The sequence below is a fragment of the Shimia thalassica genome, assembly GCF_001458215.1.
GTDB classification, from domain to species: Bacteria; Pseudomonadota; Alphaproteobacteria; order Rhodobacterales; family Rhodobacteraceae; genus Shimia; species Shimia thalassica.
In genome coordinates, this window is the sequence record NZ_CYTW01000003.1 from 289,311 (window position 1) to 315,948 (window position 26,638).

27 protein-coding genes are annotated in these 26,638 nt (G+C 57.1%); 11 read left to right on the top strand and 16 right to left on the bottom strand.

All coding sequences use genetic code 11. The annotated features are described in order from the left end of the window. Positions 1 to 41: 41 nt before the first annotated feature. The 8 genes from PH7735_RS14710 to trpS all read right to left on the bottom strand — a co-directional run bounded on the left by PH7735_RS14710 (position 42) and on the right by trpS (position 6,054). On the bottom strand, positions 42 to 1,031 hold the full coding sequence (locus tag PH7735_RS14710) for a BMP family lipoprotein (protein WP_058312151.1): 990 nt from the start codon (positions 1,029 to 1,031) through the stop codon (positions 42 to 44). Positions 1,032 to 1,209: 178 nt separating this feature from the next. Then, positions 1,210 to 1,623: a GNAT family N-acetyltransferase gene (locus tag PH7735_RS14715; RefSeq protein ID WP_058312152.1), complete on the bottom strand. Its 414-nt coding sequence runs from the start codon at positions 1,621 to 1,623 to the stop codon at positions 1,210 to 1,212. Then, positions 1,620 to 2,267, bottom strand: coding sequence for a tRNA (adenosine(37)-N6)-threonylcarbamoyltransferase complex dimerization subunit type 1 TsaB (gene tsaB / locus PH7735_RS14720; protein WP_058312153.1), 648 nt, complete (start codon positions 2,265 to 2,267; stop codon positions 1,620 to 1,622). The genes PH7735_RS14715 and tsaB overlap by 4 nt, the downstream gene beginning before the upstream one ends. Before the next feature lie 11 nt (positions 2,268 to 2,278). Continuing rightward, the gene (locus tag PH7735_RS14725) at positions 2,279 to 2,704 is read right to left on the bottom strand and encodes a GFA family protein (protein ID WP_058312154.1); all 426 of its coding nucleotides are present in this window, start codon (positions 2,702 to 2,704) and stop codon (positions 2,279 to 2,281) included. 22 nt (positions 2,705 to 2,726) lie between these two features. Further along, positions 2,727 to 3,290, bottom strand: coding sequence for a NifU family protein (locus tag PH7735_RS14730; RefSeq protein WP_058312155.1), 564 nt, complete (start codon positions 3,288 to 3,290; stop codon positions 2,727 to 2,729). 85 nt (positions 3,291 to 3,375) lie between these two features. Continuing rightward, the gene (locus tag PH7735_RS14735) at positions 3,376 to 3,831 is read right to left on the bottom strand and encodes a universal stress protein (protein WP_058312156.1); all 456 of its coding nucleotides are present in this window, start codon (positions 3,829 to 3,831) and stop codon (positions 3,376 to 3,378) included. 64 nt (positions 3,832 to 3,895) lie between these two features. Continuing rightward, entirely contained in the window at positions 3,896 to 4,762 is an 867-nt protein-coding gene (locus PH7735_RS14740) for a branched-chain amino acid aminotransferase (protein ID WP_058312157.1), read from the bottom strand. Positions 4,763 to 5,019: 257 nt separating this feature from the next. Then, positions 5,020 to 6,054: a tryptophan--tRNA ligase gene (trpS, locus tag PH7735_RS14750; RefSeq protein ID WP_058312159.1), complete on the bottom strand. Its 1,035-nt coding sequence runs from the start codon at positions 6,052 to 6,054 to the stop codon at positions 5,020 to 5,022. A gap of 72 nt (positions 6,055 to 6,126) precedes the next feature. Here trpS and PH7735_RS14755 point away from each other — a divergent pair, with 72 nt between their 5' ends. Beyond that, positions 6,127 to 6,813, top strand: a complete 687-nt coding sequence (locus PH7735_RS14755; RefSeq protein ID WP_058312160.1) for a rhomboid family intramembrane serine protease — start codon at positions 6,127 to 6,129, stop codon at positions 6,811 to 6,813. A 76-nt stretch (positions 6,814 to 6,889) separates the two neighbouring features. Here PH7735_RS14755 and PH7735_RS14760 read toward each other — a convergent pair whose 3' ends face one another. The 4 genes from PH7735_RS14760 to PH7735_RS14775 form a co-directional block, all read right to left on the bottom strand. After that, complete coding sequence (locus PH7735_RS14760) at positions 6,890 to 7,405, bottom strand: HdeD family acid-resistance protein (RefSeq protein WP_058312161.1); 516 nt, start codon at positions 7,403 to 7,405, stop codon at positions 6,890 to 6,892. A 90-nt stretch (positions 7,406 to 7,495) separates the two neighbouring features. Continuing rightward, a complete protein-coding gene (gene murJ / locus PH7735_RS14765) occupies positions 7,496 to 9,040 on the bottom strand; it encodes a murein biosynthesis integral membrane protein MurJ (protein ID WP_058312162.1) in 1,545 nt (514 codons plus the stop codon). Further along, positions 9,037 to 11,850 carry a [protein-PII] uridylyltransferase gene (locus PH7735_RS14770; protein ID WP_058312163.1) on the bottom strand — a complete coding sequence of 938 codons (2,814 nt, stop codon included), beginning with the start codon at positions 11,848 to 11,850 and terminating at the stop codon, positions 9,037 to 9,039. Before PH7735_RS14770 ends, murJ begins: the two co-directional genes overlap by 4 nt. Then, positions 11,810 to 12,982, bottom strand: a complete 1,173-nt coding sequence (locus PH7735_RS14775) for a penicillin-binding protein activator (protein WP_058312164.1) — start codon at positions 12,980 to 12,982, stop codon at positions 11,810 to 11,812. The genes PH7735_RS14770 and PH7735_RS14775 overlap by 41 nt, the downstream gene beginning before the upstream one ends. 93 nt (positions 12,983 to 13,075) lie before the next feature. Between PH7735_RS14775 and rsmI the strand changes: the two genes are divergently transcribed. The 4 genes from rsmI (at position 13,076) to PH7735_RS14795 (ending at position 16,286) form a co-directional block, all read left to right on the top strand. Continuing rightward, entirely contained in the window at positions 13,076 to 13,933 is an 858-nt protein-coding gene (gene rsmI / locus PH7735_RS14780) for a 16S rRNA (cytidine(1402)-2'-O)-methyltransferase (protein ID WP_058312165.1), read from the top strand. A gap of 66 nt (positions 13,934 to 13,999) precedes the next feature. Beyond that, positions 14,000 to 14,338 (top strand): YraN family protein, encoded by a 339-nt coding sequence (locus PH7735_RS14785; RefSeq protein ID WP_058312272.1) that lies wholly within the window; start codon positions 14,000 to 14,002, stop codon positions 14,336 to 14,338. 77 nt (positions 14,339 to 14,415) lie between these two features. Continuing rightward, a complete protein-coding gene (gene gshB / locus PH7735_RS14790; RefSeq protein WP_058312166.1) occupies positions 14,416 to 15,351 on the top strand; it encodes a glutathione synthase in 936 nt (311 codons plus the stop codon). An 8-nt stretch (positions 15,352 to 15,359) separates the two neighbouring features. Beyond that, positions 15,360 to 16,286 carry an alpha/beta hydrolase gene (locus tag PH7735_RS14795; protein ID WP_058312167.1) on the top strand — a complete coding sequence of 309 codons (927 nt, stop codon included), beginning with the start codon at positions 15,360 to 15,362 and terminating at the stop codon, positions 16,284 to 16,286. Here the strand turns inward: PH7735_RS14795 and PH7735_RS14800 are convergent. The 4 genes from PH7735_RS14800 to cobU form a co-directional block, all read right to left on the bottom strand. Continuing rightward, complete coding sequence (locus PH7735_RS14800) at positions 16,252 to 17,766, bottom strand: YifB family Mg chelatase-like AAA ATPase (protein WP_058312168.1); 1,515 nt, start codon at positions 17,764 to 17,766, stop codon at positions 16,252 to 16,254. The genes PH7735_RS14795 and PH7735_RS14800 overlap by 35 nt on opposite strands. A gap of 109 nt (positions 17,767 to 17,875) precedes the next feature. Then, entirely contained in the window at positions 17,876 to 18,751 is an 876-nt protein-coding gene (locus PH7735_RS14805) for a glutathione S-transferase (RefSeq protein WP_058312169.1), read from the bottom strand. 58 nt (positions 18,752 to 18,809) lie between these two features. Further along, entirely contained in the window at positions 18,810 to 19,385 is a 576-nt protein-coding gene (locus PH7735_RS14810) for a histidine phosphatase family protein (protein WP_058312170.1), read from the bottom strand. Continuing rightward, positions 19,382 to 19,903, bottom strand: a complete 522-nt coding sequence (gene cobU / locus PH7735_RS14815; protein ID WP_058312171.1) for a bifunctional adenosylcobinamide kinase/adenosylcobinamide-phosphate guanylyltransferase — start codon at positions 19,901 to 19,903, stop codon at positions 19,382 to 19,384. The genes PH7735_RS14810 and cobU overlap by 4 nt, the downstream gene beginning before the upstream one ends. An 80-nt stretch (positions 19,904 to 19,983) precedes the next feature. On the opposite strand from cobU, the gene PH7735_RS14820 reads away from it, so the two are divergent. The 6 genes from PH7735_RS14820 to PH7735_RS14845 all read left to right on the top strand — a co-directional run bounded on the left by PH7735_RS14820 (position 19,984) and on the right by PH7735_RS14845 (position 26,596). Next, positions 19,984 to 20,862 (top strand): RNA polymerase factor sigma-32, encoded by an 879-nt coding sequence (locus PH7735_RS14820; protein WP_058312172.1) that lies wholly within the window; start codon positions 19,984 to 19,986, stop codon positions 20,860 to 20,862. Continuing rightward, on the top strand, positions 20,859 to 21,659 hold the full coding sequence (locus tag PH7735_RS14825; RefSeq protein WP_082645254.1) for a ChaN family lipoprotein: 801 nt from the start codon (positions 20,859 to 20,861) through the stop codon (positions 21,657 to 21,659). The genes PH7735_RS14820 and PH7735_RS14825 overlap by 4 nt, the downstream gene beginning before the upstream one ends. Before the next feature lie 80 nt (positions 21,660 to 21,739). Continuing rightward, on the top strand, positions 21,740 to 22,933 hold the full coding sequence (gene coaBC, locus PH7735_RS14830; protein ID WP_058312173.1) for a bifunctional phosphopantothenoylcysteine decarboxylase/phosphopantothenate--cysteine ligase CoaBC: 1,194 nt from the start codon (positions 21,740 to 21,742) through the stop codon (positions 22,931 to 22,933). Between the two features lie 49 nt (positions 22,934 to 22,982). Further along, on the top strand, positions 22,983 to 23,444 hold the full coding sequence (gene dut, locus PH7735_RS14835; protein WP_058312174.1) for a dUTP diphosphatase: 462 nt from the start codon (positions 22,983 to 22,985) through the stop codon (positions 23,442 to 23,444). Next, positions 23,444 to 24,505, top strand: a complete 1,062-nt coding sequence (locus tag PH7735_RS14840) for a HesA/MoeB/ThiF family protein (protein ID WP_058312175.1) — start codon at positions 23,444 to 23,446, stop codon at positions 24,503 to 24,505. The genes dut and PH7735_RS14840 overlap by 1 nt, the downstream gene beginning before the upstream one ends. Positions 24,506 to 24,583: 78 nt before the next feature. After that, on the top strand, positions 24,584 to 26,596 hold the full coding sequence (locus PH7735_RS14845; RefSeq protein ID WP_058312176.1) for a M3 family metallopeptidase: 2,013 nt from the start codon (positions 24,584 to 24,586) through the stop codon (positions 26,594 to 26,596). The last annotated feature ends 42 nt before the right edge of the window (positions 26,597 to 26,638 follow it).

A 26,638-nucleotide genomic window follows, 5' to 3' on the forward strand; every position in this document is an offset into this window, starting at 1 on the left:
TAGTCTCGTTCAAAGCCGGATGGCTTTGCCTGCAGGGCGTCTTATTCGACGGGGCAGGTGTTGTCGCTCATGTAGTCATGCACAACCAAAGATCCTGCCGAGATGGCGTCCTTGGCGTTGTTCACGTCATGCTTCATGTCGATGGTAACAAGCTTTTCGTTGTGACGGTCCAGCGCATAGTCGATGCCGCCATTGGCAACACCCATGACATAGATACCCATGTCGAGATCGTCACCGTCGTTCATCGCGTCATAAACGGCGTTGTCTACGCGTTTCATCATCGATGTCAGTACTTTGCCGGGGTGCATGTAGTTCTGGTTTGAGTCCACGCCGATCGACAGAATGCCTTCGTCAGCAGCGGTTTGCAGAACACCTACACCAGTACCGCCAGCAGCGGCGTATACAACGTCAGCACCCTGCGAAATCTGCGCTTTGGTCAGCTCGGATCCTTTTACGGGGTCATTCCATGCGGCAGGGGTGGTTCCGGTCATGTTCTGGATCACGGTGGCATTCGGGTTCACAGCCTTGACGCCCTGAACATAACCACAAGCGAACTTGCGGATCAGCGGAATATCCATGCCACCGATAAAGCCGACGGTGCCGGTTTTCGATGCTTTGGCCGCCATCATACCAACCAGATACGAACCTTCGTGCTCGTTAAAAACAACCGAACGCACGTTTGGCTGATCCACAACCATATCGATGATCGCGAACTTCGTGTCAGGATAGTCAGGTGCAACTTCCGACAGAACGTTGCCGAAGGCAAAACCGGTCATCACGATCGGGTTTGCACCCGCTTCGGCGAAACGGCGCAGGGCCTGCTCGCGCTGGGCTTCGGATTGCAGTTCGATCTCACGGAAAGACTTTCCGTGCTCGCCAGCCCAACGGGTTGCGCCGTTGAAAGCGGCTTCGTTGAACGATTTGTCAAATTTACCACCAAGGTCAAAAATCAGCGCGGGTTCCGCCAAAGCAGCACCAGCAGTAAGCGCCACGGCAGCAGCAGCGCCCATAATTTTGGTCATCAGGGTCATGTATCTCTCCCAAGTAAAGCGAGGCCGATCATTTATTGCCAGCCTCTAGCATGCAGACAGATCAAGTCAGATCATAGCTTAGTAAGGCCGCAGAGGAGTGGAGTGGTCAACCCGGATTCGACCATTTGGCCAAGAATCCGCGCCCGGGCCCGTAGTTGCCCATAGGGAAAGGGGCGCTTTAGCCCAAATTATGCGACATGATACGGGCATCTATTTTCTGCCCGTCAGCCCGTGAATAATATCCCGTACGGGTGCTTTGGGTGGTGTAGCCCTGTCGCGCATAGAGAGAAATTGCGGAAACGTTGTCTTTTGCAACCTCCAGAAAAGCTGTCTCTGCTCCCTTGGCCCGCGCCGCTGTTTCAAAGGCCAGAAGCCACTTTGCACCAAGCCCGCGACCCTGATGATCGGGCAGCACGGCGATGGTCAGCAATTCGACTTCATCGACAATCACCCGTCCAAGCGCAAAGCCGGTCTGATCGCCGACAACAAAGCACAAGGGCGACGACAACAGGGATTGAAACTCGGATGCGCTCCATCCTCGCGATTCGCGAAATGCGGCGCCGTGGATCTGTGCGAGGAGGTCTGGCGTCATGGCAGGATTACGGGTGCGGGATCGCGGGGCGGTGCTGCATCGGCCGCCTTGATATAGAGCGGGGCAGGGCGCGTGACCGGCTCGCCCAGACGGGCAGCGGCGGCTCGCGTGATGGCTTCTGCGATCGGGTATTTGCAACTGACCGCGGTTCCGGAAAATCGCTCGGCGCATTCCTCGGCATGTGCGCCAACCCACGATGGCGCGGTTTGTGTCAGGTGATCACCGATGTCATCCAGTCGGCAAAAGGCCGGTGTCTGATCGGTTTCTGTTCCGAATTCCTGCACATAGACCTGTTCGCGCGGAGCGGCCACGAGGGAAACGCAAGGGCGAGGTTGCTCAAGGGCGAAGGCCTCGAACGAAGAGACGCCAATCGCCGGAATGTCCAAGGCCAGCGCAAGTCCGCGTGCGGCAGATACGGAAATCCGGATGCCTGTAAAGTTGCCGGGGCCAACACCAACGCCGATTGCATCCAGGTCTGCCCAGGCAAGTCCGGCACCGGCCAGCATTTCCTCAAGCAGCGGCATCAGCCTTTCGGCCTGTCCACGGCCCATCTCTTCGGTCTTTTTAGCCACAAGTCGACCGTCAGACAAAAGCGCGGCGGTGCAATAGGGACCAGACGTGTCAAACCCCAGAATTGTTGTCACTTGGCAACCTTTCAATTAGCGGCATTCAGGGTCTCGCGACCTGACGCCTGTGCCCTTTCAAGATCATCGGAAAAATGGAGCCAGGAAAAGGCTGATTCCGCATGGCAATGAATGCGTGGGGGCAAGTTGTCTGCCTGATCAATCAGGCCGAGCGGTACATAGACCTGATCCGGAAGATAATCAAAGGTCGCCATAAGGGGCGATCCGCAATTTTGACAGTTCCACCGTGTAACACCGGGATGGTGCGAGACGCCTTGGCCTTGCGTTGGTGATGTTTTCAACTCTTTGACGTCAAATGCTGCAAAAGCCGCGACCGGCGCTCCGGTCCACCGGCGGCAGTCGGAACAATGGCAGTAGGCGTCTGTCAAAGGGCCAGTTGGTGAAACGAAAGAGACGGCGCCACAATAGCACCGTCCCGTAATATCTTGGCCTGACATGTCGTTTGACCCTTTGCGTCCGTCAGACGGCAACAGGGCGCACCTCGGTCACTTCAGGGATGTAGTGTCGCAGCAGGTTTTCGATGCCCATTTTGAGCGTCAGTGTCGAAGACGGACATCCTGCGCAGGCACCCTGCATGTGCAAATACACAACGCCGCGGTCAAACCCGTGAAAGGTGATATCGCCGCCGTCCTGCGCCACGGCGGGACGAACGCGCGTGTCCAGAAGCTCTTTGATCTGGCCAACGATTTCGCCGTCCGGACCATCATGTGCCGCGTGGCCCGCAGGGGCGATTGCCTCGCCTGCCATGACAGGCTGGCCTGATTGGAAATGCTCCATGATCGCGCCCAGAATGGCGGGTTTCACGTGATCCCATTCGATGTTTTCGGCTTTGGTAACGGTCACGAAATCATTGCCAAAGAACACGCCGGCGATGCCGTTCACTGCGAAAATGCGGCTTGCCAGCGGAGAGGCTTCCGCGCCTTCGGATGTGGGGAAATCGGCTGTTCCGGCTTCCAAAACAGTTTGGCCGGGCAGGAATTTCAACGTCGCTGGGTTCGGGGTCGACTCGGTCTGGATAAACATCGCGGATACACCTTTTTCATCTTGATAGAGATATGCGCTTCGTCATGTCCTGTGTCAAGGTTTAGAATGATTCTAAGGTGCTCGCTCAGGTGATCGCTTCCAGACGTTCCTTGGACAAATCTCCGGGCACAATCGTAATCGGAATAGGAAGACTGCCCGAGTTTCGCGACATTTGCGACACCAGAGGCCCGGGGCCCTTTTTGTCATTCCCCGCCCCCAGAACAAGAACACCGATCTCTTTGTCTTCCGCGATCTGTGTCAGGATTTCGCGCACTGCTTCGCCTTCACGGATCACCAGTTCGGGATCAACGCCCTGCTTGTCACGCATCCATTTTGCGAAAACTTCGAAATGCGCCTGAATGCGTTCGCGTGCTTCTTCGCGCATCAGATCACCCACGCCAATCCAGTGATTGAATTCATCCGGCGGGATGATCGATAGGATTTGAACGCCCCCCTGAGAATGCGCGGCACGCATCGCAGCAAAACGCATCGCGTTCAGGCATTCTCGACTGTCATCCAGCACCACAAGGAATTTACGCATAATTGATCTCCGTTGATGCGATCATGGCCCATGCTCTTGGTTCAGGCAATGATAGAAGATTGGCTTATTCGGAATGGGCCCAATCCCAGTACATTTCGCGGACGCGTCGCGTGACAGGGCCCACTTGGTATTGGCGGTCATCAAAGGCCGTAACCGGCGTGATTTTCGACATGTTGCCGGACAGGAATACTTCGTCAGCATCTTCGAAATCATCAAAGGTCAGGACGGCTTCGTGCACGGCCATCCCGTCTGCGCGCATGTTGCTCAGGTGTCGCGCACGGGTGATTCCGGCCAGAAACGTGCCGTTGGCAATCGGCGTGAAAACTTCACCGTCTTTGACCATGAACACGTTGGCCGTTGCGGTTTCTGCGACGTTGCCCATGGCATCGGTCACGAGCGCGTTGCCAAACCCTTTCGAGCGCGCCTCGACCAGCATACGGGCGTTGTTGGGATAAAGGCAGCCTGCCTTTGCATTGACCACCGCGTCTTCCAGAACCGGACGGCGGAAACGCGTCCGGGTCAATGTGGTCGATGATTCCGGTGCCGCCATCGCGATAGATTCCAGACAAATGGCAAACCCTGTGCTGCCCTGCATCGGGGCAATCGCGCTTGCTGTCATGTCGGCTTCGATGCCCCAGTACATAGGACGGATATAGACCGCTTCGTCTTTTCCAAAGCCTTCGAGACCTTCGCGCGTGAGGTCAAGCATGTCTTCGGTTGTCATCGTTGGCGTCAACATCAGGGCCTCTGCCGACCGGTTCACGCGTGCCAGATGCGGTTCCAGATCTGGCGTGATGCCTTCAAAAAAGCGGGCACCGTCAAAGACCGTGGTGCCCAACCAGCTGCCATGGTCCGCTGCGTTCATGATCGGAACATTTCCGTCATGCCAAGTGCCGTTGAAATAGGTTCGGATGGTCTTGCCGATCGCCATGCTCGTGCTCCCTCGCTCACAGTCGAGCGGATGCTAGACCTGCGATCTGTCAACGTCCATCCCAAAAGGGGACGCCGCGCGCGCCTTTGTCCGGCGGTGACCGGCGACGCAGAACCAGTGCGGAAGTATCGACTTTTTGGAGGGTGGGGCGCCGGGGGCCGGGGGCTTTGCCCCCGGCCTGGCCCAACGGGATGCGGGGCCTTTTGGCCCCAAAGACGGGCGGGAGCATGTTTTTGCAACACGCTCCCGCCAATGATTTAGGCGCCGACCATGCCGACAATCTCATAGGTCTTTTTGAGGATCGGAGACGCAATGGCGCGGGCGCGCTCGGCCCCATGATCGAGAATTTTGTCAATCTCGGAGGTGTCTTGCATCAGACGTGCCATTTCGCCCGAGATTGGCGCCAGCTTTTCAACAGCCAGTTCCGAAAGGATGGGCTTGAACTCCGAGAACTGTTTACCGCCGACATCTTTGAGAACAGCGTCAACCGACGTGTCTGCAAGTGCCGCATAGATGTTGACGAGGTTGCGGGCTTCCGGGCGACCCTCGAGACCTTCTGCTTCCGAAGGCAGACCTTCGGGGTCGGTCTTGGCTTTGCGGATCTTCTTGGCAATCGTGTCCGAATCGTCGGTCATATTGATCCGGCTGGCATCAGACGGGTCCGACTTGGACATCTTTTTCGACCCATCGCGGAACGACATGACGCGCGTGGCTGCGCCTTCGATGACCGGTTCTGTGATAGGAAAGAAGTCCGCGCCATAATCGTGATTGAATTTGGTGGCGATATCACGGGTCAGTTCAAGGTGCTGTTTCTGATCTTCACCCACGGGCACATGGGTCGCATGATAGACCAAAATGTCTGCTGCCATCAGCGCGGGATAGGCAAACAGACCAAGCGAAGCATTTTGCGCGTTCTTGCCAGCCTTGTCTTTCCATTGGGTCATGCGTTGCATCCACCCCATGCGGGCGACGCAGTTAAAGATCCAAGCCAGCTGTGCGTGTTCGGGCACCTGGCTTTGGTTGAACAAAATGGATTTCGCGGGATCGATGCCAGCGGCAATAAATCCTGCACAGAGTTCGCGGGTGGCATGACGCAGTTTTTCAGGGTCTTGCCAGACGGTGATCGCATGCATGTCGACCATGCAATATACAGTCTCGATGCCGGTTTCTTGCATATCTACAAAGCGCTTCATCGCGCCAAGATAATTGCCAAGATGCAGGTCGCCCGAGGGTTGGATGCCCGAGAAGACGCGCGGCGTGAAAGATGAGGACGTTTGGACCGCCTCGGTCATGATATTTCTCCGTCTGGATTTATAGCTTCTGTTGCCTTACCCATGAGCCAAATCGCCGTCAAGGAGAGCAGTATGTCCCAACCCGACAACAATAGCCCAATCAACCCATTGCCCCCCGTCGTGGTGGCTTTGTTTCTCTTGATTGCGGGGGTCGAGGTTGTGTTCTCTCTGGGCGCGCGCGGATTGGTGGGGGATGCCTCTGCCATTGGCTGGCGGGTCGCCGCGCTTCAGAAATACGCCTTCTCGGGTGAAATCTTTGACTGGATGCTGTCCAGTGGCGTTTGGCCGTTCGAACATGTCATGCGATTTGTGACCTATCTTTTTGTGCATGGCAATTTCACGCACGCCGCCTTTGCAAGCGTGATGCTGCTGGCCTTGGGGAAAATGGTCGGTGAAGTCTTCTCCGCCTTTGCAACTCTGGCTGTGTTTATCCTGTCGGGCATTGTGGGCGCGTTGGCGTTTGCGCTGATCCTCGACAATCCGGCGCCGCTTTTCGGGGCCTATCCCGGCGTTTACGGTTTGATTGGCGCCTTCACGTTCCTACTCTGGACCCGCTTGGGCCAAATGGGGGAAAATCAGGCCCGCGCTTTTTCTCTGATCGGATTTTTGGTTGGGTTGCAACTTTTGTTTGGGCTGGTCTTTGGCGGCAATCAGGATTGGGTTGCGGATGTCGCAGGATTTATCACCGGCTTTGTGATGTCATTTTTCCTGATCCCCGGTGGATGGGCGCGTATTCGCAGCAAAATCCGGCATGACTGACATTTGATGGTATCAAAGAAAAAGGGCGCGGTGCATGTGCTGCGCGCCCTTTCCGTTTTGGTATGGTCTGCGAGAATTAGGCGTCGGCGTCTTTGACGGCCAAAGACATTGCAATCATGCTCATGCCGTTCGACAGCAGTTCCACCGCCAGAAGAACGCCCAGTGCAACCACAGCCGATCCTGGAATGTTGCTCAGAACCATCGCGCCGAGAACCAGCGAAACGACGCCTGACAGGACCACGGCCCATTTCATGCTGCCTTCAAGACCAAAGCCGAAAATGACTTTGAAGACACCTGACATGACAAACATGATGCCGACCACAATCGTCAGAGCCAGCATGCCCTGAAGTGGTTCCCCAAGAATGTTCACACCGAGAACAACCGCGACAACGCCCAGAAGAAGCGCCCAGATTTTGCCGCCAAAGCCTTCGACGCCAAATGCCGCGAACACTTGCAGTATTCCCAAAATAACAAACGACCAGCCCGCGATTGTCGTCGCCAACAGCGACGCGCCAAACGGATTGGCCAACGCAACGAAACCTGCAACAATCGACAAGATGCCGGCTATCATCAAAAGTAACCAGTTACCCATAATTCAATTTCCCCTCTTTTTGGTAGGTAGACCAAATGCGCAAAACAGGCGTCTGGCAACACCTTCTTGCGACATTCTGTCACTAAATTCTCAGATGTTGCGGCGGGACGCCCGTTTGAAATCCGATAAATGGAAGGCACCAATCAGTTGGCCAACGCCAAAATAGGTGATGCTTCCGGACAAAACCAAAATCGCCAGGCCAAGAACACGCCAGTAATCCGTGCCCAGCATTGGGCCAAGGAACAGAAGCGCAACCCACAGTTCGGCACCCATCACGACCGAGGCCACACAGATACGCGGTAGCCGTTTCTGAAAGCGTTCGTCAAAGCGCGCAACGTAGCCCATGGGGCGGGTGCCACGCATCAGCAAGGCCACCATGACCCATCCGGCCAGAGTTGTCGCAATGGCGGGGGCCACCCAGCCGATGACCGGCGCAAGCCCGATCGCGACGGCTGCGTTCACAAACATCGCCCAAAGCGCATAGCGGAACGGGCTTTTGGTGTCTTCACGCGCAAAAAAGAGTGGTTGCAGAATCTTCTGAAGAACAAACGCGGGCAGCCCGAGACCATAGATGGCGACGGCAACAGCGATTGCGGCCGTGTCATCCGACGTGGCTTTGCCGCGTTCAAACAGAACCGACACCAATGGCATCGGAATGATGATCAGTGCAACGGCACACGGAATGGTCAGCGCCAGAGCAATCTCGCCCGCCCGTGACAGGGCTGTGCGCGCACCGGCATCATCATGCGCCTTGAGGCGTCGGGACAAATCGGGCAGCAAAACGATGCCCACCGCGATACCCACAACGCCAAGAGGCAGCTGGTACAAGCGGTCTGCTGTGTAAAGCCATGCCACTGCGTGATCAAAATAGGACGCGACCTGCTGTCCGACGAGCAGGTTCACCTGAACAACACCGCCAGCAAGGGCCGCAGGTACGGCCACTTTGACAAGGTGTTTCATATCACCTGACCAGCGTGGCCTTTGAAGACGCATGGAAAAGCCCGCTTTGGCGGCGGCATAGCCGACCAGCAAGAGCTGTGCGACACCGGCAACCGGTATCATCCAGATAAGCGTGCGCGCCACATCCCAACCAAAAGCCTGTGCGGTCAGGATGCCCCCGACCAAAAGGATATTGAGCAAGACGGGCGCCGCCGCTGCTGCTGCGAACCGTCCTGTGGCGTTCAGTATTCCTGACAGAAGGGCGGCCAGAGATATGAACAGGATATAAGGAAAGGCGATACGCCCGAAATCTACAGACAGATCAAACTGTTCCTGTCCCGAAAACCCGGATGCCAGCGCCCAGACCAGCCACGGCATCGCAAGTTGCGCAATCAGGGTCAGGATAATCAGGATGGTCGCCAGTCCCGCAAAGGCCTCGCGGGCAAAGCCCAATGCGTTTTCATCCCCTTCCAGCCGTTTCGAAAACATCGGCACAAAGGCCATGTTGAACGCGCCTTCCGCAAAGAAGCGGCGGAACATATTGGGCAGCCTGAAGGCAACAACATAGGCTTCGTACAAGGGGCCTGTGCCCAGCATCGCAAAGATCAGTGCGTCCCGGACAAAGCCCAGAACACGGCTGGCCATTGTCCAGCCACCAACCGTCAAAAAGCTGCGCATCAGGCGTATCTGCTTCACGAATTGGCCCTTTCGGTCCCTTTTTCGAGGGCCTCACGCAGCTTGCGTTCAAGCATTTGTTGCTTGCTTTGAGAGTGGAACTTCAGGCCGAACATGTCTTTCACATAGAAGCTGTCGACAACTTGTTCCCCGTAGGTCGCGATCACCGCGCTGGCGATATAGACGTTGTTGTTGGCCAAAGTGCGGGTCAGGTCAAACAACAGACCGGGCCGGTCGCGCGTGTCGACCTGAATGATCGTGTAAATTTCCGACCCTTCGTTGTCGAAGGTGATGGTTGTCGGGACCTTGAAGGCGCGCTCGCGCTTCTTGATGACATCCCGAGACCGCATCGCCTCGCCAGCGATGACTTCACCTTTGAGGGTCTTTTCGATCATCTGGGTCAGCCGCTTGAGACGGTTGGCCTCATAGGGTTTGCCTTCGACGTCCTGAATCCAGAACGCAGCAGTGGCATAGCCATCTTTCGAGGTAAATGTCCGTGCATCGACGATATTCGCGCCGACCAAGGCCAGAGCGCCGCACATGCGGCTGAAAATCCCAGGGTGATCCGCCATCGCGAAACAGGCGCGTGTCGCAGCGCGGTCTTCATCGGGGTGTAGATCAATACGGATCTCGTCATCATCGATGCCGCGCAGCATTTCGGCAAAAACCGTGTGGGCGGTGATGTGCAGCCCCTGCCAATAGGGATCGTAATGGCGGCCGGTCTCTTTTTTGAGATCCTTTGCAGGCCAATCGGACAATTCGGCACGCAGTTTCTTTTTGGCTTCGGTGCCGCGGTTCTCGCGGGTCAGGGCCTCCATGCCGTTTTTCAGAACACGCTCGGTCTGATTATAAAGGCTACGGACAAGGGCAGCTTTCCAATTGTTCCACGTGTCCGGACCAACACCGCGAATATCACAGACCGTCAGAACCGTCAGAAGGTTCAACCGGTCAACGGTCGAAACAGCCTTGGCAAAATCCCGCACCGTGCGCGGGTCGGCGATATCGCGTTTTTGCGCCGTGTCGGACATCAGCAGGTGATAGCGCACAAGCCATTCCACTGTGTCGCAATCGGCCTTGTTCAGGCCAAGGTTCGGCGCGACCTTGCGGGCGATTTGTGCCCCGAGGATAGAGTGGTCGATGTCGCGGCCCTTGCCGATATCGTGCAACAGCATCGCAACCATCAGAACCTTGCGATTCACGCCGTCCTTGATGATGCTTGACGACAAAGGCAATTCAACCTGAAGCTCTTCGCGTTCGATCTGGGCGTAGTTCGAGATCACCTGAATCGTGTGTTCGTCCACGGTGTACGCGTGATACATATTGAACTGCATCATCGCGACAATGGGTTCGAATTCGGGAATAAAGGCGGACAGCACGCCCAATTCATTCATCCGGCGCAGCGCGCGTTCCGGATTGCCATGTTTCAAAAGCAGATCAAGGAAAATGCGGCGCACTTCCTTGTTTTTACGCATTTCGGCGTCGATCAGATGCAGGTTTGCCGTGACCAGACGCATCGCATCGGGGTGGATCAAAAGCCCTGTGCGCAAGCCCTCTTCGAACAGGCGCAGAAGGTTCACTTTGTCCGCCAGAAACACCTCTTCGTCGGCGATGGCCAGACGGTTGTTGATCACCTTGTAGCCCGCTTTCATGCGGGGGCGTCGCCGGAAAAGGCGTTCGTAAAGTGGTGCGGCTTTGGCGTGGTCGGCCTCAAGCTTGGTCAACAGAATGCGTGTCAGATCTCCAACCGATGTGGCATGGCGGAAATAGTCCTGCATAAAGTGTTCAACCGCGCGGCGTCCGCCTTTGTCGGTGTAGTGCAGACGTTCGGCAACCTCGACCTGCATGTCAAAGGTCAGTTGTTCAACCGGACGCTTGGCCAAAATGTGGATGTGGCCCCGAACAGCCCAGAGAAAGTTGTTGGCCTGCGCAAAACGTTCGTATTCGTCCTCGCGGAGCAGTCCCAAATCCAGCAGGTCCGTCGAGCTTTGGACGTGATAGACATATTTCGCGATCCAGAACATGGATTGCAGATCACGCAGCCCGCCTTTGCCTTCTTTGACATTGGGTTCGACTACATAACGTTCGCCTTGTTTCTTGTGGCGATTGTCGCGTTCTTCCAGCTTTGCTTCAATAAACTCACGCTCGGACCCTTTGAACAGGTCGTTTTCAAGTCTGGTCGACAGTTCGTCGGCCAACGGTACGTGACCTTGCAAATAGCGATGCTCGAGCAGGGCCGTGCGAATGGTGTAGTCTTCGCCCCCAAGTCGCAGACAGTCTTTGACCGTGCGAGAAGCATGCCCGACCTTCAGGCGCAGATCCCAGAGGATATAGAGCATCGACTCAATGACGCTCTCGGCCCAGGCGGTAATCTTGTAAGGCGTGAGAAACAGCAGATCGACATCTGACTGTGGCGCCATTTCACCACGGCCATACCCGCCAACCGCCAACAGAGCGATGCGTTCGCCCTCGGTCGGGTTTGGCAAGGGATGCAGCCATTTTGTGGCAACGTGGAACGCCGCCCCCACAAGGCAATCTGTGAGCCATGTATAAGACAGCTTCATCGCCATTGCGTCGAAGGGGTTGGCAAGAAACCCGGCCTCGATGGCGACGTTGCCACGCTTGCGTGCCTCAAGAAGGATCGCGACAACAGCAGGCCGCAGCGGATCACCGCTGTTTGAGCTGTCTTCCGCTGCCTGAGTAAGCGCCGCGCCGATAGCGGCGCGGTCAAAGATTTCATCTAGCGGGCAGACCAGGTCTGCCATCGGATCGGGAAGATTCATCGGGTTCTGATCAGAATCCGATGCCACCAAAGCTTGTTGGGGCTGGGTCAATGACAACCACCTTCTTATCGCGAATCGTGGCAACGGCCAGTCCGCGTTCATTCGTTCCATCAGCATGCAGACGGAAAATTCCGTTTACACCCTGAAATCCTGCACCCTGTGTCAGGGCTCCAATGGTCAATGCATCGCTTTTGCCCGCTTTGACCAGAGCACCGATTGCCGCAATACCGTCATAGGCCAAGCCGCCAACCGGATGGGGCAGGCCGCCGTAGGCCTGCGAGTAGCGCTGTTGGAACTGTTGCGTTTTGCCCGGATCTGGCATCGCAAACCATCCCCCCTGAACACCGGGAAGCTCCAGCGTTTGTGCGGGCACATCCCAACGGGTCAGACCGATGTATTGTGTTGTTGCCGGGTCAACGCCTGCTTCTGGAAGAAGCTGCGAGAACAGGGGCAGCGCACCCGAGGTTTGGGCGGTCAGGAACAATGCATCCGGCTGCGATGCGGCAGCCGTGGATTTGACCTGATCAACAGCCGCGATCACGCCCTGTTGCGAGAACTGATAGGCGACCGAGCCGACGTTCTCCGCACCGGTCTTGGCGATGGCGCCATGTGCCGCGTTGCGTGCCAACTGTCCGCTCACTGTGTCCGCATGAACCGTCAGAACACGCTTTTTCCCTTGTTTCGAGGCATATGACATCAACCGGTTCGCGGTGTTGTCAAATGTTGGCCCCAGAACAAAAACATTGCCCCCGGCGATCGTTGTGTTGTTGGAGAACGACAGGACGTTGATCCCTTTGCCGGCGACCGCAACACCCGCGGCGTTGGCGGCTTCGCCATAAAGGGGCCCGATGATGATCTTCGCGCCCTCGTTCACAGCCTGCGCCGCGACTTGTTGGGCGACATCGGCACGACCCGCCGTGGCATAGACCCGCAGATCAATCTGGACGCCACTCAGGTCGGCAATCGCAAGACGTGCCGCATTCTCGAGGCTTTGGGCAAGGACAGCATCGCCCGAGTCAGCAGACCCTTTGGGCACCAAAAGCGCGACCGGTACAGGTGCGCCTGTGTTCACCGAAGGTCCACCACCACCGAGTGTAGGCTCACAGGCAGCTAGGCCCAATAGAGCGAGGCCAGCAACTGCCCCTTTCAGAAAGCTGCGTGCAGGTCTAAAACGATTGAACATAAAACTATCCTAACTCCCATTGGGGGCTCGCCGCGCGTTAGAGCGGGTCTCTTTTGCTTGGAATAATAAACGTCAGGGAAAGCGGGTCCAGCTTTGAATCATCAATTGCAGAGATTGCAGCCGGGGTTGCACTTTGTCGCAACACCCATCGGGACAGCACGCGACATCACGCTGCGGGCGTTGGACGTGCTGGCCAGTGCCGATGTCATCGCGGCCGAAGACACGCGTTCCATGCGGCGATTGCTTGAAATTCATGGGGTTCCCTTGGGGGACCGGCCTCTTATTTCCTATCATGATCACTCTGGCCCCAAAGGGCGGGAAAAGCTTTTGGCGCTGCTCGCGGATGGAAAATCGGTGGCCTATGCGTCCGAAGCGGGTACGCCATTGATTGCCGATCCGGGGTTTCATCTGTCCAAAGATGCCCAAGACGCGGGGCACAGCGTGACCTCTGCACCGGGCCCATCGGCGATTATCACGGCGCTGACTCTGGCCGGTTTGCCCACGGACGCCTTTTTCTTTGCCGGATTTTTGCCCAACGCAAAGGGCGCGCGTCGTTCCGCACTGGAAGCGTTGAAAGACGTCCCCGGCACATTGGTATTTTACGAATCCCCCAAACGAACAGGTGAAATGCTGCGGGATGCGGCGCGGGTGTTAGGGGGCGCGAGACAGGCCGTGGTGTGCCGTGAGTTGACCAAAAAGTTTGAAGAAGTGCGCCGCGGAACGCTTGAAAGCCTCGCTGCGGGTATTGATGGCCCGCTCAAGGGCGAGATTGTCGTTCTTATTGATCGCTCGGGTGGTGAAGAGATTGCCGAGGGGGATCTCGAAGATGAATTGCGCAAGGCTTTGGCGCATATGTCCGTGCGGGATGCCGCCGATAGTGTCGCAAAGGCATTTGGTGTGAATAAACGGAAAATTTATCAAATGGCGCTTAAGCTCTCTGCTGAAACCTGATGGGGATTGGCAAGATTGCGGTTGCAAGAGACAGACCAGGGGCAGTTGCGTCGCAAAGACCGCGGGATGCGCGCGTGGCAATCGGGGCAGGCGGCTGAAGATGCGGTTGCCCGTTTATATGAACGCACCGGGCATACCGTCGCTGCCCGCCGTTGGCGCAAAGGGGGCGGGGAACTGGATCTGGTTTTCCGCACTGGGGACACCGTTGTCTTTACCGAGGTCAAAAAATCACGCGATTTCGCGTCGGCTGCGGCCTCTTTGTCTGAACGACAAATTTTACGCCTGCGCATGGGCGCCGCTGCGTTCCTCGCGACCGAACCCAAGGGCGAATTGACCGAATGCCGGTTTGATGTCGCTTTGGTCAACGCGCATGGAGAAATACACATTCATGAGAACGCGTTCTGAGGAGGCATTGCAAGGGCGTGCGGCATGGGCCATGTAAAGGGCAGACAATTGCATGATACTGCCGCAAAGGACTGCCCATGAAAATCGCCTTCCAAATGGACCCGATCGCGTCGGTCGATATTAACGCTGATAGTTCGTTCCGTATCGCCGAAGAGGCGCAGGCACGCGGCCATGAACTGTTCTACTATTCTCCTGACCATCTGGCCTATGAAGAGGGCGAGATTACAGCGGTCGGGCAGTTTATGACCCTGCGCCGTGAACAGGGCAACCATGTGGATCTGGGACCGGTGACACGGGTCAATCTCAAGGATTTTGATGTTGTCTGGCTGCGTCAGGATCCGCCGTTTGACATGCATTATATCACGTCGACCCATCTGTTGGACCGGCTAAAGCCCGATACACTTGTGGTGAATGATCCGTTCTGGGTTCGCAATTACCCCGAAAAGCTTCTGGTGCTGGATTTCCCCGACCTGACGCCGCCGACCACCATCGCCCGCAACCTTGATACGATCAAAGCCTTCAAGGAAAAACATGGGGATGTGATCCTGAAGCCGCTTTACGGCAATGGCGGCGCTGGCGTGTTTCGTCTTGATGCGAACGACCGCAACCTGACGTCACTGCATGAACTGTTCACCGGCTTCAGCCGCGAGCCGCTGATCGTTCAGAAGTTCTTGCCGGATGTCAGCAATGGCGACAAGCGCGTGATCCTTGTGGATGGTGAACCCGTCGGCGCGATCAACCGCGTACCTGCTGCCGGAGAAACCCGCAGCAACATGCACGTTGGCGGGCGTCCTGAAAAAATCGGCCTGACCGAGCGTGATCTTGAAATCTGCGCCGCGATTGGTCCGCTTTTGAAAGAAAAGGGGCAGGTGTTTGTCGGAATTGACGTGATCGGTGACTATCTGACCGAAATCAACGTCACCTCTCCGACCGGCATTCAAGAGCTTGAGCGTTTCGATGGTGTCAACATCGCCGAGAAAATCTGGTTGGCGATCGAAGCCAAGCTGGCCTGAGTGTCGCAATGGGATGGCGCAAATCTCTTTTGAATTCGACCCTGCGTTTGATGGAAAAACCCCATCTGGCGCATGTGAAAAATCCTGCCTTTTTGCGCACATCCGCTGACTGGAAGGCGGCCCTTTGGTTCCGGCCGCCCTCTGGCACAGAGTTTCACAAACAGACCCTGTCGACGGACGCCGGCACTCTGGGCATCACTGTGTCCCGTTCCCCAAGTATGCGGGCGGGGCGGGTTGTGCTGTTTGCCCACGGCGGTGGCTATGTTTTTGGATCGCCGCGCACGCACCGTGCTTTGGTGGCGCAGCTGTGCCATCGTTTGGAATGCGAAGGGTGGATACCTGATTATCGGCTTGCGCCAGAACATCCGTTTCCGGCGGCGCTCGACGATTTGCGGGCAACATATGACCACCTTGTGGAAAGCGGCACATCGCCCAAAGACATCATTCTGGCCGGAGACAGTGCCGGAGGCGGTTTGGCTTTGGCACTGTTGCTGTCATTGCGCGAAGACAGCGCGCCCTTGCCTGCGGCGGTCGTGGCCTTTTCACCCTTGACGGATATGACATTTTCCGGTGCCAGCTTTTCCGAAAACCGTCGGTCTGATGTCCTGTTGCCTGCGCATCGTGCCAAGGATGCGGCCGAGATGTATCTAAAGGACTGCGATCCAAAGAACCCTAAAGTGTCACCGTTGTTCGGTGATTTCACGGGCGTGCCCCCGATCTATCTGGCTGCTGGAACAACCGAAATACTGCGCGACGACACGCTGCGTCTGGTTGAAGTATTGAAGCAGCAAAACGTTGAAACGCAGCTCGAGCTTCAAGATGATTTGCCCCATGTCTGGCCTCTGTTTCACGGGTATTTGCCCGAGGCGGATCAGACGTTGGACCGGATTGCGGTCTGGGCTAAACCTCTTTTGTCATCTGAAGACGAAAGCTGACAGCCTCGGCAACATGGGGTTTTCGGATATCCCGACTGGCTTCCAGATCGGCGATTGTCCGCGCCACGCGCAAGACGCGGTGATACCCTCGGGCCGACAATCCGAACTTTTCCGCAACCTTGAGCAAAAAGGCGCGGCCTTCTGCATCGGGTGCAGCGACGTCTTCGAGCGTGGCGCCGTGAATATCGGCGTTCACACGTATCCCGTCCGCCTCTGCGTAGCGCACGGTCTGAAGGTCTCGGGCCTTTTGGACGCGGGCGGCAACGGTTGCCGAGGTTTCGCCGTCCGCCGGAAGATCGAGATCGCGAAACCCGACAGGGGGTACTTCCAAACGCAGATCGATCCTGTCCATCAGGGGGCCGGATATCTTGCCAAGATAGTCCTCGCCACAATTGGGTGCGCGCGAACAGGCCTTGGCTGGATCATACATGTCTCCGCAACGGCACGGGTTGGCCGCCGCGATCAACATGAAACGACAGGGATAGCGCACATGTGCGTTAGCGCGTGCCACCATGACGTCTCCGGTCTCGATGGGTTGTCGCAGGGTTTCCAAGACGGCGCGCGAAAACTCGGGCAACTCGTCAAGAAACAGAACTCCATTGTGCGCGAGGCTGATTTCCCCGGGTTGCGCACGCCGCCCGCCGCCGACAATGGCCGCCATGCTGGCGGTGTGATGGGGTTCACGAAAGGGCCGGTTGCGCGAAATGCCACCCTGATCCAACAGACCCGCAACCGAGTGTATCATGGAGGTTTCCAATGCTTCCTGCGGAGACAACGGCGGCAGGATCGTTGCCAAACGCGCGGCCAGCATTGATTTTCCCGACCCCGGACTGCCCAACATAAAAAAGTGATGGTTGCCCGCGGCCGCGATTTCCAACGCGCGCTTTGCACGCTCCTGGCCTTTGACATCCCGCAGGTCCTTATGGCCGGTTGCCGTCGTGATTTCGCCGGGTTGAGCGGCGGGCAAGGGCGATTGTCCCGTAAAATGACGCACCACATCCGCCAGAGATTTCGCACCGATCACCTGCGCATCGCCAACCCATGCGGCCTCTGCTCCGGACTCTTCCGGACAGAGCAGGGTCCGGTGTCCGGTGGCCGCCGTCATGGCCGCTGGCAAGGCGCCCGAGACAGAAACAAGGGTGCCATCCAATGACAATTCGCCCAGAGAAACGGTTGCTTCGGCGGCGTCCTCCGGAATGATCTGCAAAGCCGCCAGCAAGGCGACAGCAACAGGCAGGTCAAAGTGGCTTCCTTCCTTTGGGAGGTCCGCAGGCGACAGGTTGATCGTGATCCGTTTCGAAGGCAGGGCAATCGCCATTGAGTTCAGGGCGGCACGAACCCGATCTCTTGCTTCGGACACGGCTTTGTCAGGAAGGCCCACGATGGAAAAAGCCGGCAACCCCGCTGTGACCGAACATTGCACCTCGACCTGATGTGCCTCGACCCCCTCAAAAGCGACTGTATACGCGCGCGCGACCATGTCCCATCCTCGTTAAACCCTGCCAAAGTCTTAACGAAACATGGTTATCAATCTGTAAACGGGAGAAGGCAGGCCCTATGTGCAGGAAACACCGAGGGCCTGTTCTGTCTTAGGCGTTCACCAACGCCATAAACGCTGGCCAGGCTTCTGGATCGGCCACGGTTTTATCTCGGCAAATTGGATTGCAAAACCCGAACCTGCGCCCTTTGAATTCCAATACATCTGTCACCGCTTTGCCAGAGTAGGGGCATCTGTCGTTTTCGGCGTCGGTCCCCGAAACGGCGTGTGCTTCCAGCGGGCTCGGTCCCGGCCAATCCACAACGTCAAAGGGTTTGGCGTACCGTGTCAAAGTCTCGCCTTGAACAAGCCCCATCGCGCGCCATTGCCGGAAAGACCTGTCCGCCAGATGTGTTGCGACATAGGCTTTGGCCAAGTCACTCATCGGCAGGTCATAGCCCGCCAACCTCGCGGCGACCGGCGCAAAAAACGCATCCGCAGCGGAATATGTGCCAAACAACCAGGGGCCTTCTTCCTGGCGCGTTGCGTGGGCATGGGCCCAAAGCGTTTCCAAACGTGCGACATCTGCCAGAACCGCTTCTGACGGAGAGGTGTCTGTAAAGGCGATGCGTAAATTCATGGGGCAGTCGCCGCGCAATGCGGCAAAGCCAGAGTGCATTTCGGTTGTCATGCTGCGTGCTGTGGCGCGGTCGCTTGGGGCGCTGGGCCAAAGACCCGCATCCGGGTGACGCGAGGCCAGCTCTTCTACAATCGCCAGAGATTCCGAAACGATCGCACCATCAGGCATCACAACAGTCGGCACGGTTTTGGCAGGTGCATAGGTCGCCAACTGGTCGGCAACCGATGTGTTCGACGCGAAATCCAGAAAAACGGATTTGGTCTTGATTCCGAATTTTGCAAACAACAACCATCCCCGAAGGGACCACGAAGAATAGGCGTAATCGCCAAGAATCAGTGTATAAGACATAAGACGCAGCCTAGCGCAGCCTTGCGTATCATCAAAATCACTATTTTTGCGATATTCATCACAAAACTTGATTGATGACCTCCGCTCCCCAGTCCGGTTGGGTCCGGATGGTTGATACCGAAAGGTTGTCGATCTTGTGGCCAAAAGCCTGCGCACCGGACATGCCTTCAGCCCGTGCAATCTGGGTCAGGATCGCGCCGAAATGGGCGACGATGACCAGATCGCGATCTTGATGGGTATTCATAAGCCGATCCACCGCACCGGAAACACGCGCGACAACGGCGTTCCAGCTTTCGCCTCCGGGCGCGGCAACGTCACCGGGTGTTTCCCAAAAGGCGCGTACATGATCGGGATCAGAGTCATTAACCTCGACCCAACGTTTCAATTCCCATTCGCCAAAGTGGATTTCCCGCAAGTCTGGATCATGAGGCAGCCTGTCGCGCCCGTTCTGGATGGCGTCAGCCGTGTGTACGGCGCGGATCAGGTCTGAACTAATAACCAAGGCGTCTTCCGGCAGGTGCTGCGCCAATCGCGCAATCGCTGCAGTATCCGACAGATCTGCGGGCAGGTCTGACCAGCCGACCATCGATTTGGCATGCGTGGGCCCGTGGCGCACCAGAAACAAGCGACTCATGGTAATTGTCCTTTCAAGGTCATGGGCAGGCCGGCAACAACAAACACAGCCAGATCCGAAGCCGCAGCAAGACGTTGGTTCAGCTTTCCCTGTGCATCACGAAACTGGCGTGCCAGTTTGTTATCAGGAACGATGCCCATGCCGACTTCGTTTGAAACCATCACAACACGTCCCTTGCACGCGGCAAGCGCCGACAAAAGGGCATCGGTCTGCGCATCAATGTTGTGGTCGGCCAGCATATGATTGGTCAGCCACATGGTGGCACAGTCAAAAAGAACAACTTCTCCGGATTTAATGCCGTGCAATGCGGTCACGGCATCCAAAGGGCACTCGATGGTGTGCCAGCCGTCCCCCCGCATGGTTAAATGGGCGTCAACCTTCTTGCGCATTTCGTCGTCAAACACTTGCGATGTTGCGATATAAACGCGGTCCGCCTCGCTCTGAAATACGAGCTTTTCTGCAAAGGCGGATTTTCCGGAAGAGGCGCCCCCAAGCACAAAGGTCAAATGCGGCAGCATATTTTTTCCAGTCGAAAGTGATCCAATCCGGCGCAGGGTGCGTAATTCCTATCAAGATCGCAAGTGGGAAGGAGACCAACATGAGCCTGCAATCACCTCAGACGTCACAAATGACGCGTCGCATGATGCGCGCAGAGATGCTGGATGCCGAGACAGAACAAGAGCTGGCTCGGGCGTGGCGCGACAAGCGCGACCACGCAGCAATGCATCGCCTGGTCCAAGCCTACATGCGTCTGGCCATATCAATGGCATCAAAATTTCGACGCACCGGCGTGTCGCAATCGGATCTGATCCAAGAGGCCTCTCTCGGGTTGATGAAAGCGGCAGATAAATTCGACCCTGATCGCGGGGTGCGCTTTTCAACCTATGCTGTGTGGTGGATTCGTGCAGGCCTTCAGGACCACGTGATGCGGAATTGGTCCTTGGTCCGAACGGGATCAACGACATCGCAAAAGTCGCTGTTCTTTAATCTGCGCCGTGTGCGCGCACAGCTTGAACGCGAAGCGATGGCAAACGGAGAGCATCTCGACAGCCACCAGATGTGTGAACGTATGGCGTCCGAGATCGGAGTGTCGCTGGCTGATACGCAAATGATGATGGGGCGCCTGTCGGGCGCGGATGCATCGCTGAACGCTCAGCAATCTACCGAAGAAAGCGGCCGTGAGTGGATCGAACTTCTGGAAGATGAAAACGCACAAGGCGCTGAAACTGTCGAGTTGAGCCACGATGAATCCTACCTCAAGGGGCAGCTTCATTTGGCGATGGATCAGCTGAACGAACGCGAAAAATATATCCTGCGCGAGCGGCGCCTGAATGAAGAACCGCGCACATTGGCAAGCATCGGTGACGAAATGGCGCTCTCCAAAGAGCGCGTGCGCCAACTCGAGGTCAGCGCGTTCACAAAGATGCGTTCGGCCCTTGAGCGGCAGGGGGTAGGGGTGCATGACTTGGTGTCATGAGACACCTGATTCTTGCGATCGCCCTTACCTGTGCCCCAGCATGGGCAGATGAGATCACGCCCGATCTGATCGCCGACATGCCCCCTGTAGATATTTTGTACCTCGGAGAGTTGCACGACAATCCTTGGCATCATGAAACACAGGCCGAAGTGGTCTCTGCTTTGGCTCCGTCTGCCATGGTGTTCGAAATGGTGACGCCCGAAGTAGCAGAGGGCGTGACCGGCGACCTTTTGACGGACAAAGCTGCCCTGCGAACGGCGCTCGACTGGGACAACAGCGGCTGGCCCAGCTTTGATATGTATTACCCGATCTTTGCCGCCTCGGCCGGTGCCAAGGTGTACGGCGCTCAGGTTCCACGCGCGGATGTGCGTGCCGCGATCATGGGCGAAGACATCGCCAAAGGCTTTGGTGACGGCGCGGCGCAATTTGGTCTGCTCGATGATTTGCCGATGGAAGAACAGCAAGCGCGGGAATCAAAACAGTTCGAGGCACATTGCAACGCGCTTCCTGAATCGATGCTGCCCGGCATGGTTTTAGGTCAACGGTTGCGCGACGCAACGCTGGCGCGGGAAATCACCCGTGCCCACATGGAAACCGGCGGTCCTGTGATCGTGATTACAGGAAACGGCCATGCTCGATTGGACTGGGGCGCGCCTCGTCTGGTGTCTGCGGATCTGTCACAGCGCAGCATTGCACAGTTGGAACACCAACCCGACGAGAGTGTTCCGTATGACTTTTTCGTCGTGACACAGGCGGCAGAGCGGGAAGACCCCTGCAACGCCTTCAAAAAGAACTAGGCCCCCGCGTCATTGCATTGCTTGTTTGTGGGGCGTCCTGCGCATAAGTTCGGATCATCTTTTCTCAGACGGGCGCCAAGATGCTGACAGATAAACGCATTCTTCTGATCATCGGAGGTGGCATTGCCGCCTTTAAATCCCTTGACCTGATCCGTCGGTTGCGCGAGCGCGGCGCTTGGGTGACACCCGTTTTGACAAAGGCGGGCGCGGAATTCGTCACCCCCTTGTCTGTCTCTGCATTGGCAGGAGAAAAGGTATATCGTGATCTTTTCGACCTGATGGACGAAGCAGAAATGGGGCATATCCAGTTGTCCCGATCGGCTGATCTGATTGTGGTTGCGCCGGGAACCGCCGATTTCATGGCAAAAATGGCAACTGGAAGCGCCAATGATCTGGCATCGACGCTTGTTCTTGCCACGGATACGCCTGTGTTGGTGGCGCCGGCAATGAACGTCCGTATGTGGGATCATCCGGCCACGCGCCGGAATGTGTCGACCCTGCGTGGTGATGGCATCATGTTTGTCGGCCCGAACGAGGGCGATATGGCCTGTGGGGAATATGGTCCGGGTCGGATGTCCGAGCCTCTTGAAATCGTCGCGGCCATTGAAACGGCATTGGCAGAAGGCCCGTTAACAGGACGCCGTATTCTCGTGACGTCGGGACCGACCCATGAACCCATTGATCCCGTGCGCTATATTGCGAACCGGTCTTCAGGTGCCCAAGGCACGGCGCTTGCGCGTGCGCTGACCTCGATGGGCGCGGATGTAGTGTTTGTAACGGGGCCGGCTGATGCGGATCGCCCTGTGGGGGCCCATGTTGTCGAAGTTGAAACCGCGGCAGAAATGCTCGAAGCGGTTCAGGTTGTTCTGCCTGTCGATGCGGCGATTTTCGCGGCTGCGGTTGCGGACTGGCGCGTGGCAACGGCCTCTGACAGCAAGATCAAAAAACAGGCTGGCGCGCTGCCATCGCTCGATTTCGCCGAAAACCCTGACATTCTGGCGACAGTGAGTCAGATGACAGAAGGGCGCCCGCCACTGGTTGTGGGCTTTGCCGCGGAAACTGACGACGTCATCGCGAATGCGACAGCAAAACGGCTGCGCAAGGGCTGTGACTGGATCGTGGCAAACGACGTTCGCCCCGAAACCGGCATCATGGGGGGAAGCGAGAACACCGTGACCCTGATTTCGGATGAAGGTGCCGAACATTGGCCGCGTATGGGCAAAAGTGAAGTTGCCCATCACCTGGCCGAACGTATCGCCAAACAACTGGGCTAAGCTCGGGCGCGCGTGGCGCGGTCGCGGGGCAAATCGAAAGGAACGGGTCTTGGTGGATATTCGGCTAAGCTGGCTTGAGGATGCGGATCGTCAAATCGCGCTGCCCTCTTATGAAACCCGTGGTGCGGCAGGCGCTGATGTACGGGCAAACTTTCCTGAAGAAGGTCGTGGCGGGATGATCCTTGCGTCCGGAGAGCGGTCTTTGGTGCCCACCGGTTTGCGCATCGAGATTCCGGAAGGCTATGAGGTGCAGGTCAGGCCCAGATCGGGACTTGCCCTGAAGCACGGGATCACATTGCCGAATACCCCCGGCACCATCGACAGCGATTATCGCGGGCCATTGGGCATCATTGTGATGAACGCCGGAACCGAGCCGTTTCTCATTGAACATGGTGCCCGCATTGCCCAATTGATCGTGGCCCCTGTTTTGCAAGCCTCTTTCACCATTGCCCAAGACCTGAGCGACACCGAACGCGGCAGTGGCGGGTTCGGGTCAACCGGAGTGGGCTGATGCTTCTGGTATTTGCGATTGCAGCAGCTCTCTATGGTCTTGGCGCCGTGATGCGTGCGCCAAAGCAAGCGCGCTGGACCATGATTTTCATCCTGTATGTTGCTGTGCTGGGCGAACAGCTTTTGTTGCCTGACGGCCATTCCTTGCGCATGGCAACCGGAGAAAGCCCGGTTCTGTGGTTGATGTTTGGCGGCTTTGTCCTGATCGCGCTTGTCTATCGCGCGGGGTTGAACTGGTTGCGCAAAAAGGCCCGGCCCGACACTGAGGCGGCCACAGATGATGCCATTTTCACCGATACGGAACTGAACCGCTATGCCCGTCATATCGTGATGCGCGAAATCGGCGGTTTGGGTCAGAAAAAGATGAAAGACGCCAAAGTTCTGGTGATCGGGGCAGGGGGGCTTGGGTCGCCGGCCCTGTTGTACCTCGCGGCCGCAGGTGTCGGAACGATTGGTGTTGTGGATGACGATGTCGTGGACAATTCGAACCTGCAACGACAGGTGATTCACAAGGATGCCGCGATTGGCACGGCCAAAGTGTTTTCCGCGCAAGACGCCATGCAGGCGCAGAACCCGTTTGTGAAGGTGCTTCCCTACCAGCGGCGGCTTTCCGAAGACGATGCGCAAGCCTTGATTGCCGAGTATGATCTCGTTTTGGATGGCACGGATAATTTCGAGACACGCTATCTTGTGAATGCCGCTTGCATTGCTGCGCGAAAGCCATTGATCTCGGGGGCTCTGTCCCAGTGGGAAGGGCAGTTGAGCGTGTTTGATCCGGCCAACGGCACACCCTGTTATGCGTGCGTTTTCCCCAAGGCGCCGGCCGCTGAACTGGCGCCAAGTTGCGCCGAGGCCGGTGTCATCGGCCCCCTGCCGGGCGTTATCGGAACAATGATGGCGGTTGAGGCGATCAAGCTGATCACTGGCGCGGGCATGCCTTTGCGCGGCGAGATGCTGATCTATGACGCGCTCTACAGCGAGACCCGCAAGATCGCTCTCAAGCCCCGGATCGGGTGTTCGGTTTGTGGTCACACGGCCCCGGACGAGGCGGCGCATCTCTAGCGACCGGGGAATTTTCCACGTTCAGACATTGCGCATCCCTGCGGGGTGCTTAGGTTGTTCTGCAAAGGAGATACCCGCATGACCAACCCGCTTTTGTCCGACTGGAATACGCCGTTTTCGTTGGCCCCCTTTGATGCCATTTCGGATGATGATTTTGCCCCCGCATTGGACGAAGCTTTGGTAGCGCACAATGCCGAGATTGACAGCATTGCCGCCAATCCAGAGCACCCCAGCTTTGCCAATACCATCGAAGCCATGGAGGCCGCAGGGGAAGGGTTGGACAAGGTTCTTTCCGTGTTTTTCACAATCGCGGGCGCAGATAGCAACCCCGCAAGAGAAGCACTTCAACGGGATTTTTCTCCAAAGCTGGCCGCACATTTTTCCGCGATTTCGTCGAACAAGGCCCTGTTTCGTCGCGTTGCAGCCGTATGGGACGCGCGCGGCTCTGCGGATTTGACCGAGGAACAACAGCGCGTGTTGATGTTGACCCATCGCGGGTTTGTTCGCGCGGGCGCGTCTCTGGAAGGGCAGGACGATGCCCGCATGCAGGCCATCATGGGCCGTTTGGCCGAGTTGGGAACTGCGTTTACACAGAACCTTCTTTCGGATGAACGCGACTGGTTTATGCCGCTGCAAGAGGACGACCTCGAAGGGTTGCCAGCCTTTGTTGTCGACGCCGCACGGGCTGCGGGGGCCGAAAAGAACGCCGGCGGGCCGGTTGTGACCCTGTCGCGGTCGTTGATCGTACCGTTCCTGCAGTTTTCCCCCCGTCGGGATTTGCGTGAAGCGGCGTTCAACGCGTGGGCCGCGCGCGGTGCCAATGATGGCGAGACAGACAACCGGGCAATCACAGCCGAAATCCTTGCCTTGCGGGCAGAGCGCGCAACGCTTTTGGGCTATGACAGTTTTGCGGACTACAAGCTGGAAACAGAGATGGCTGGCACACCGGCGGCGGTGCGTGATCTCTTGATGGCTGTTTGGGAGCCCGCCAAAGCACGCGCCGAGGCCGATGCGAAGATTTTGACCGACATGATGCACGCAGATGGCGTCAACGGCAATCTGGCCCCGTGGGATTGGCGGTATTATGCGGAAAAGCGGCGCAAGGCCGAGCATGATCTGGATGAGGCCGCGTTAAAGCCATACCTGCAATTGGACCGGATGATCGAAGCGTCCTTTGCCTGTGCAAACCGCCTGTTCAACCTCGAGTTCAAGGCGCTGGATGTGCCGCTGTATCATGACGATTGCCGCGCGTGGGAAGTAACACGAAACGGCAAACACGTTGCGGTCTTTATCGGCGACTACTTTGCGCGAGGTTCCAAGCGGTCTGGCGCATGGTGTTCCGCGATGCACTCGCAAGCCAAGTTCCCGCAAGAGCAGACGCCCGTGGTGATCAACGTGTGCAACTTTGCCAAGGGGGATCCGGCGCTGTTGTCCTATGATGATGCGCGGACATTGTTCCATGAATTTGGGCACGCGTTGCACCAGATGCTGTCCAATGTGACCTATGACTCGATCTCGGGGACCTCTGTGGCGCGTGATTTTGTCGAGTTGCCTTCACAGCTTTACGAGCACTGGCTTGAAGTGCCCGAAGTGCTTGCCGAATTTGCAACTCATGCCGAAACCGGAGAAGCGATGCCACAGGACATGCTGGACAAGGTTCTGGGCGCGGCAAATTTCGACATGGGCTTTCAAACGGTCGAATATGTTGCGTCGGCGCTGGTTGATCTGGCCTTCCATGAAGGCGCCGCACCTGCCGACACAATGGCAAAACAGTCCGAAGTTCTGGAAGAGTTGGGCATGCCTTCCGCGATCACAATGCGCCACGCCACGCCGCAGTTCGCGCATGTGTTCTCGGGCGACGGTTATAGCGCCGCTTACTATAGTTATATGTGGTCCGAGGTCATGGATGCCGACGCGTTCGAAGCCTTCGAAGAAGCCGGAAGTGCCTTTGATCAGGCGACGGCAAAATCCCTTGAGGAAAACATCCTGTCGACCGGCGGCTCGGTCGATGCAGAAGACCTTTATAAACGGTTCCGGGGCAGATTGCCGGGCGTTGAAGCCTTGCTCAAGGGGCGCGGTCTGGCGGCCTGAACAATTTAAGGTTCCCAAAAAGAAATCGCCCCCGATTGGGGG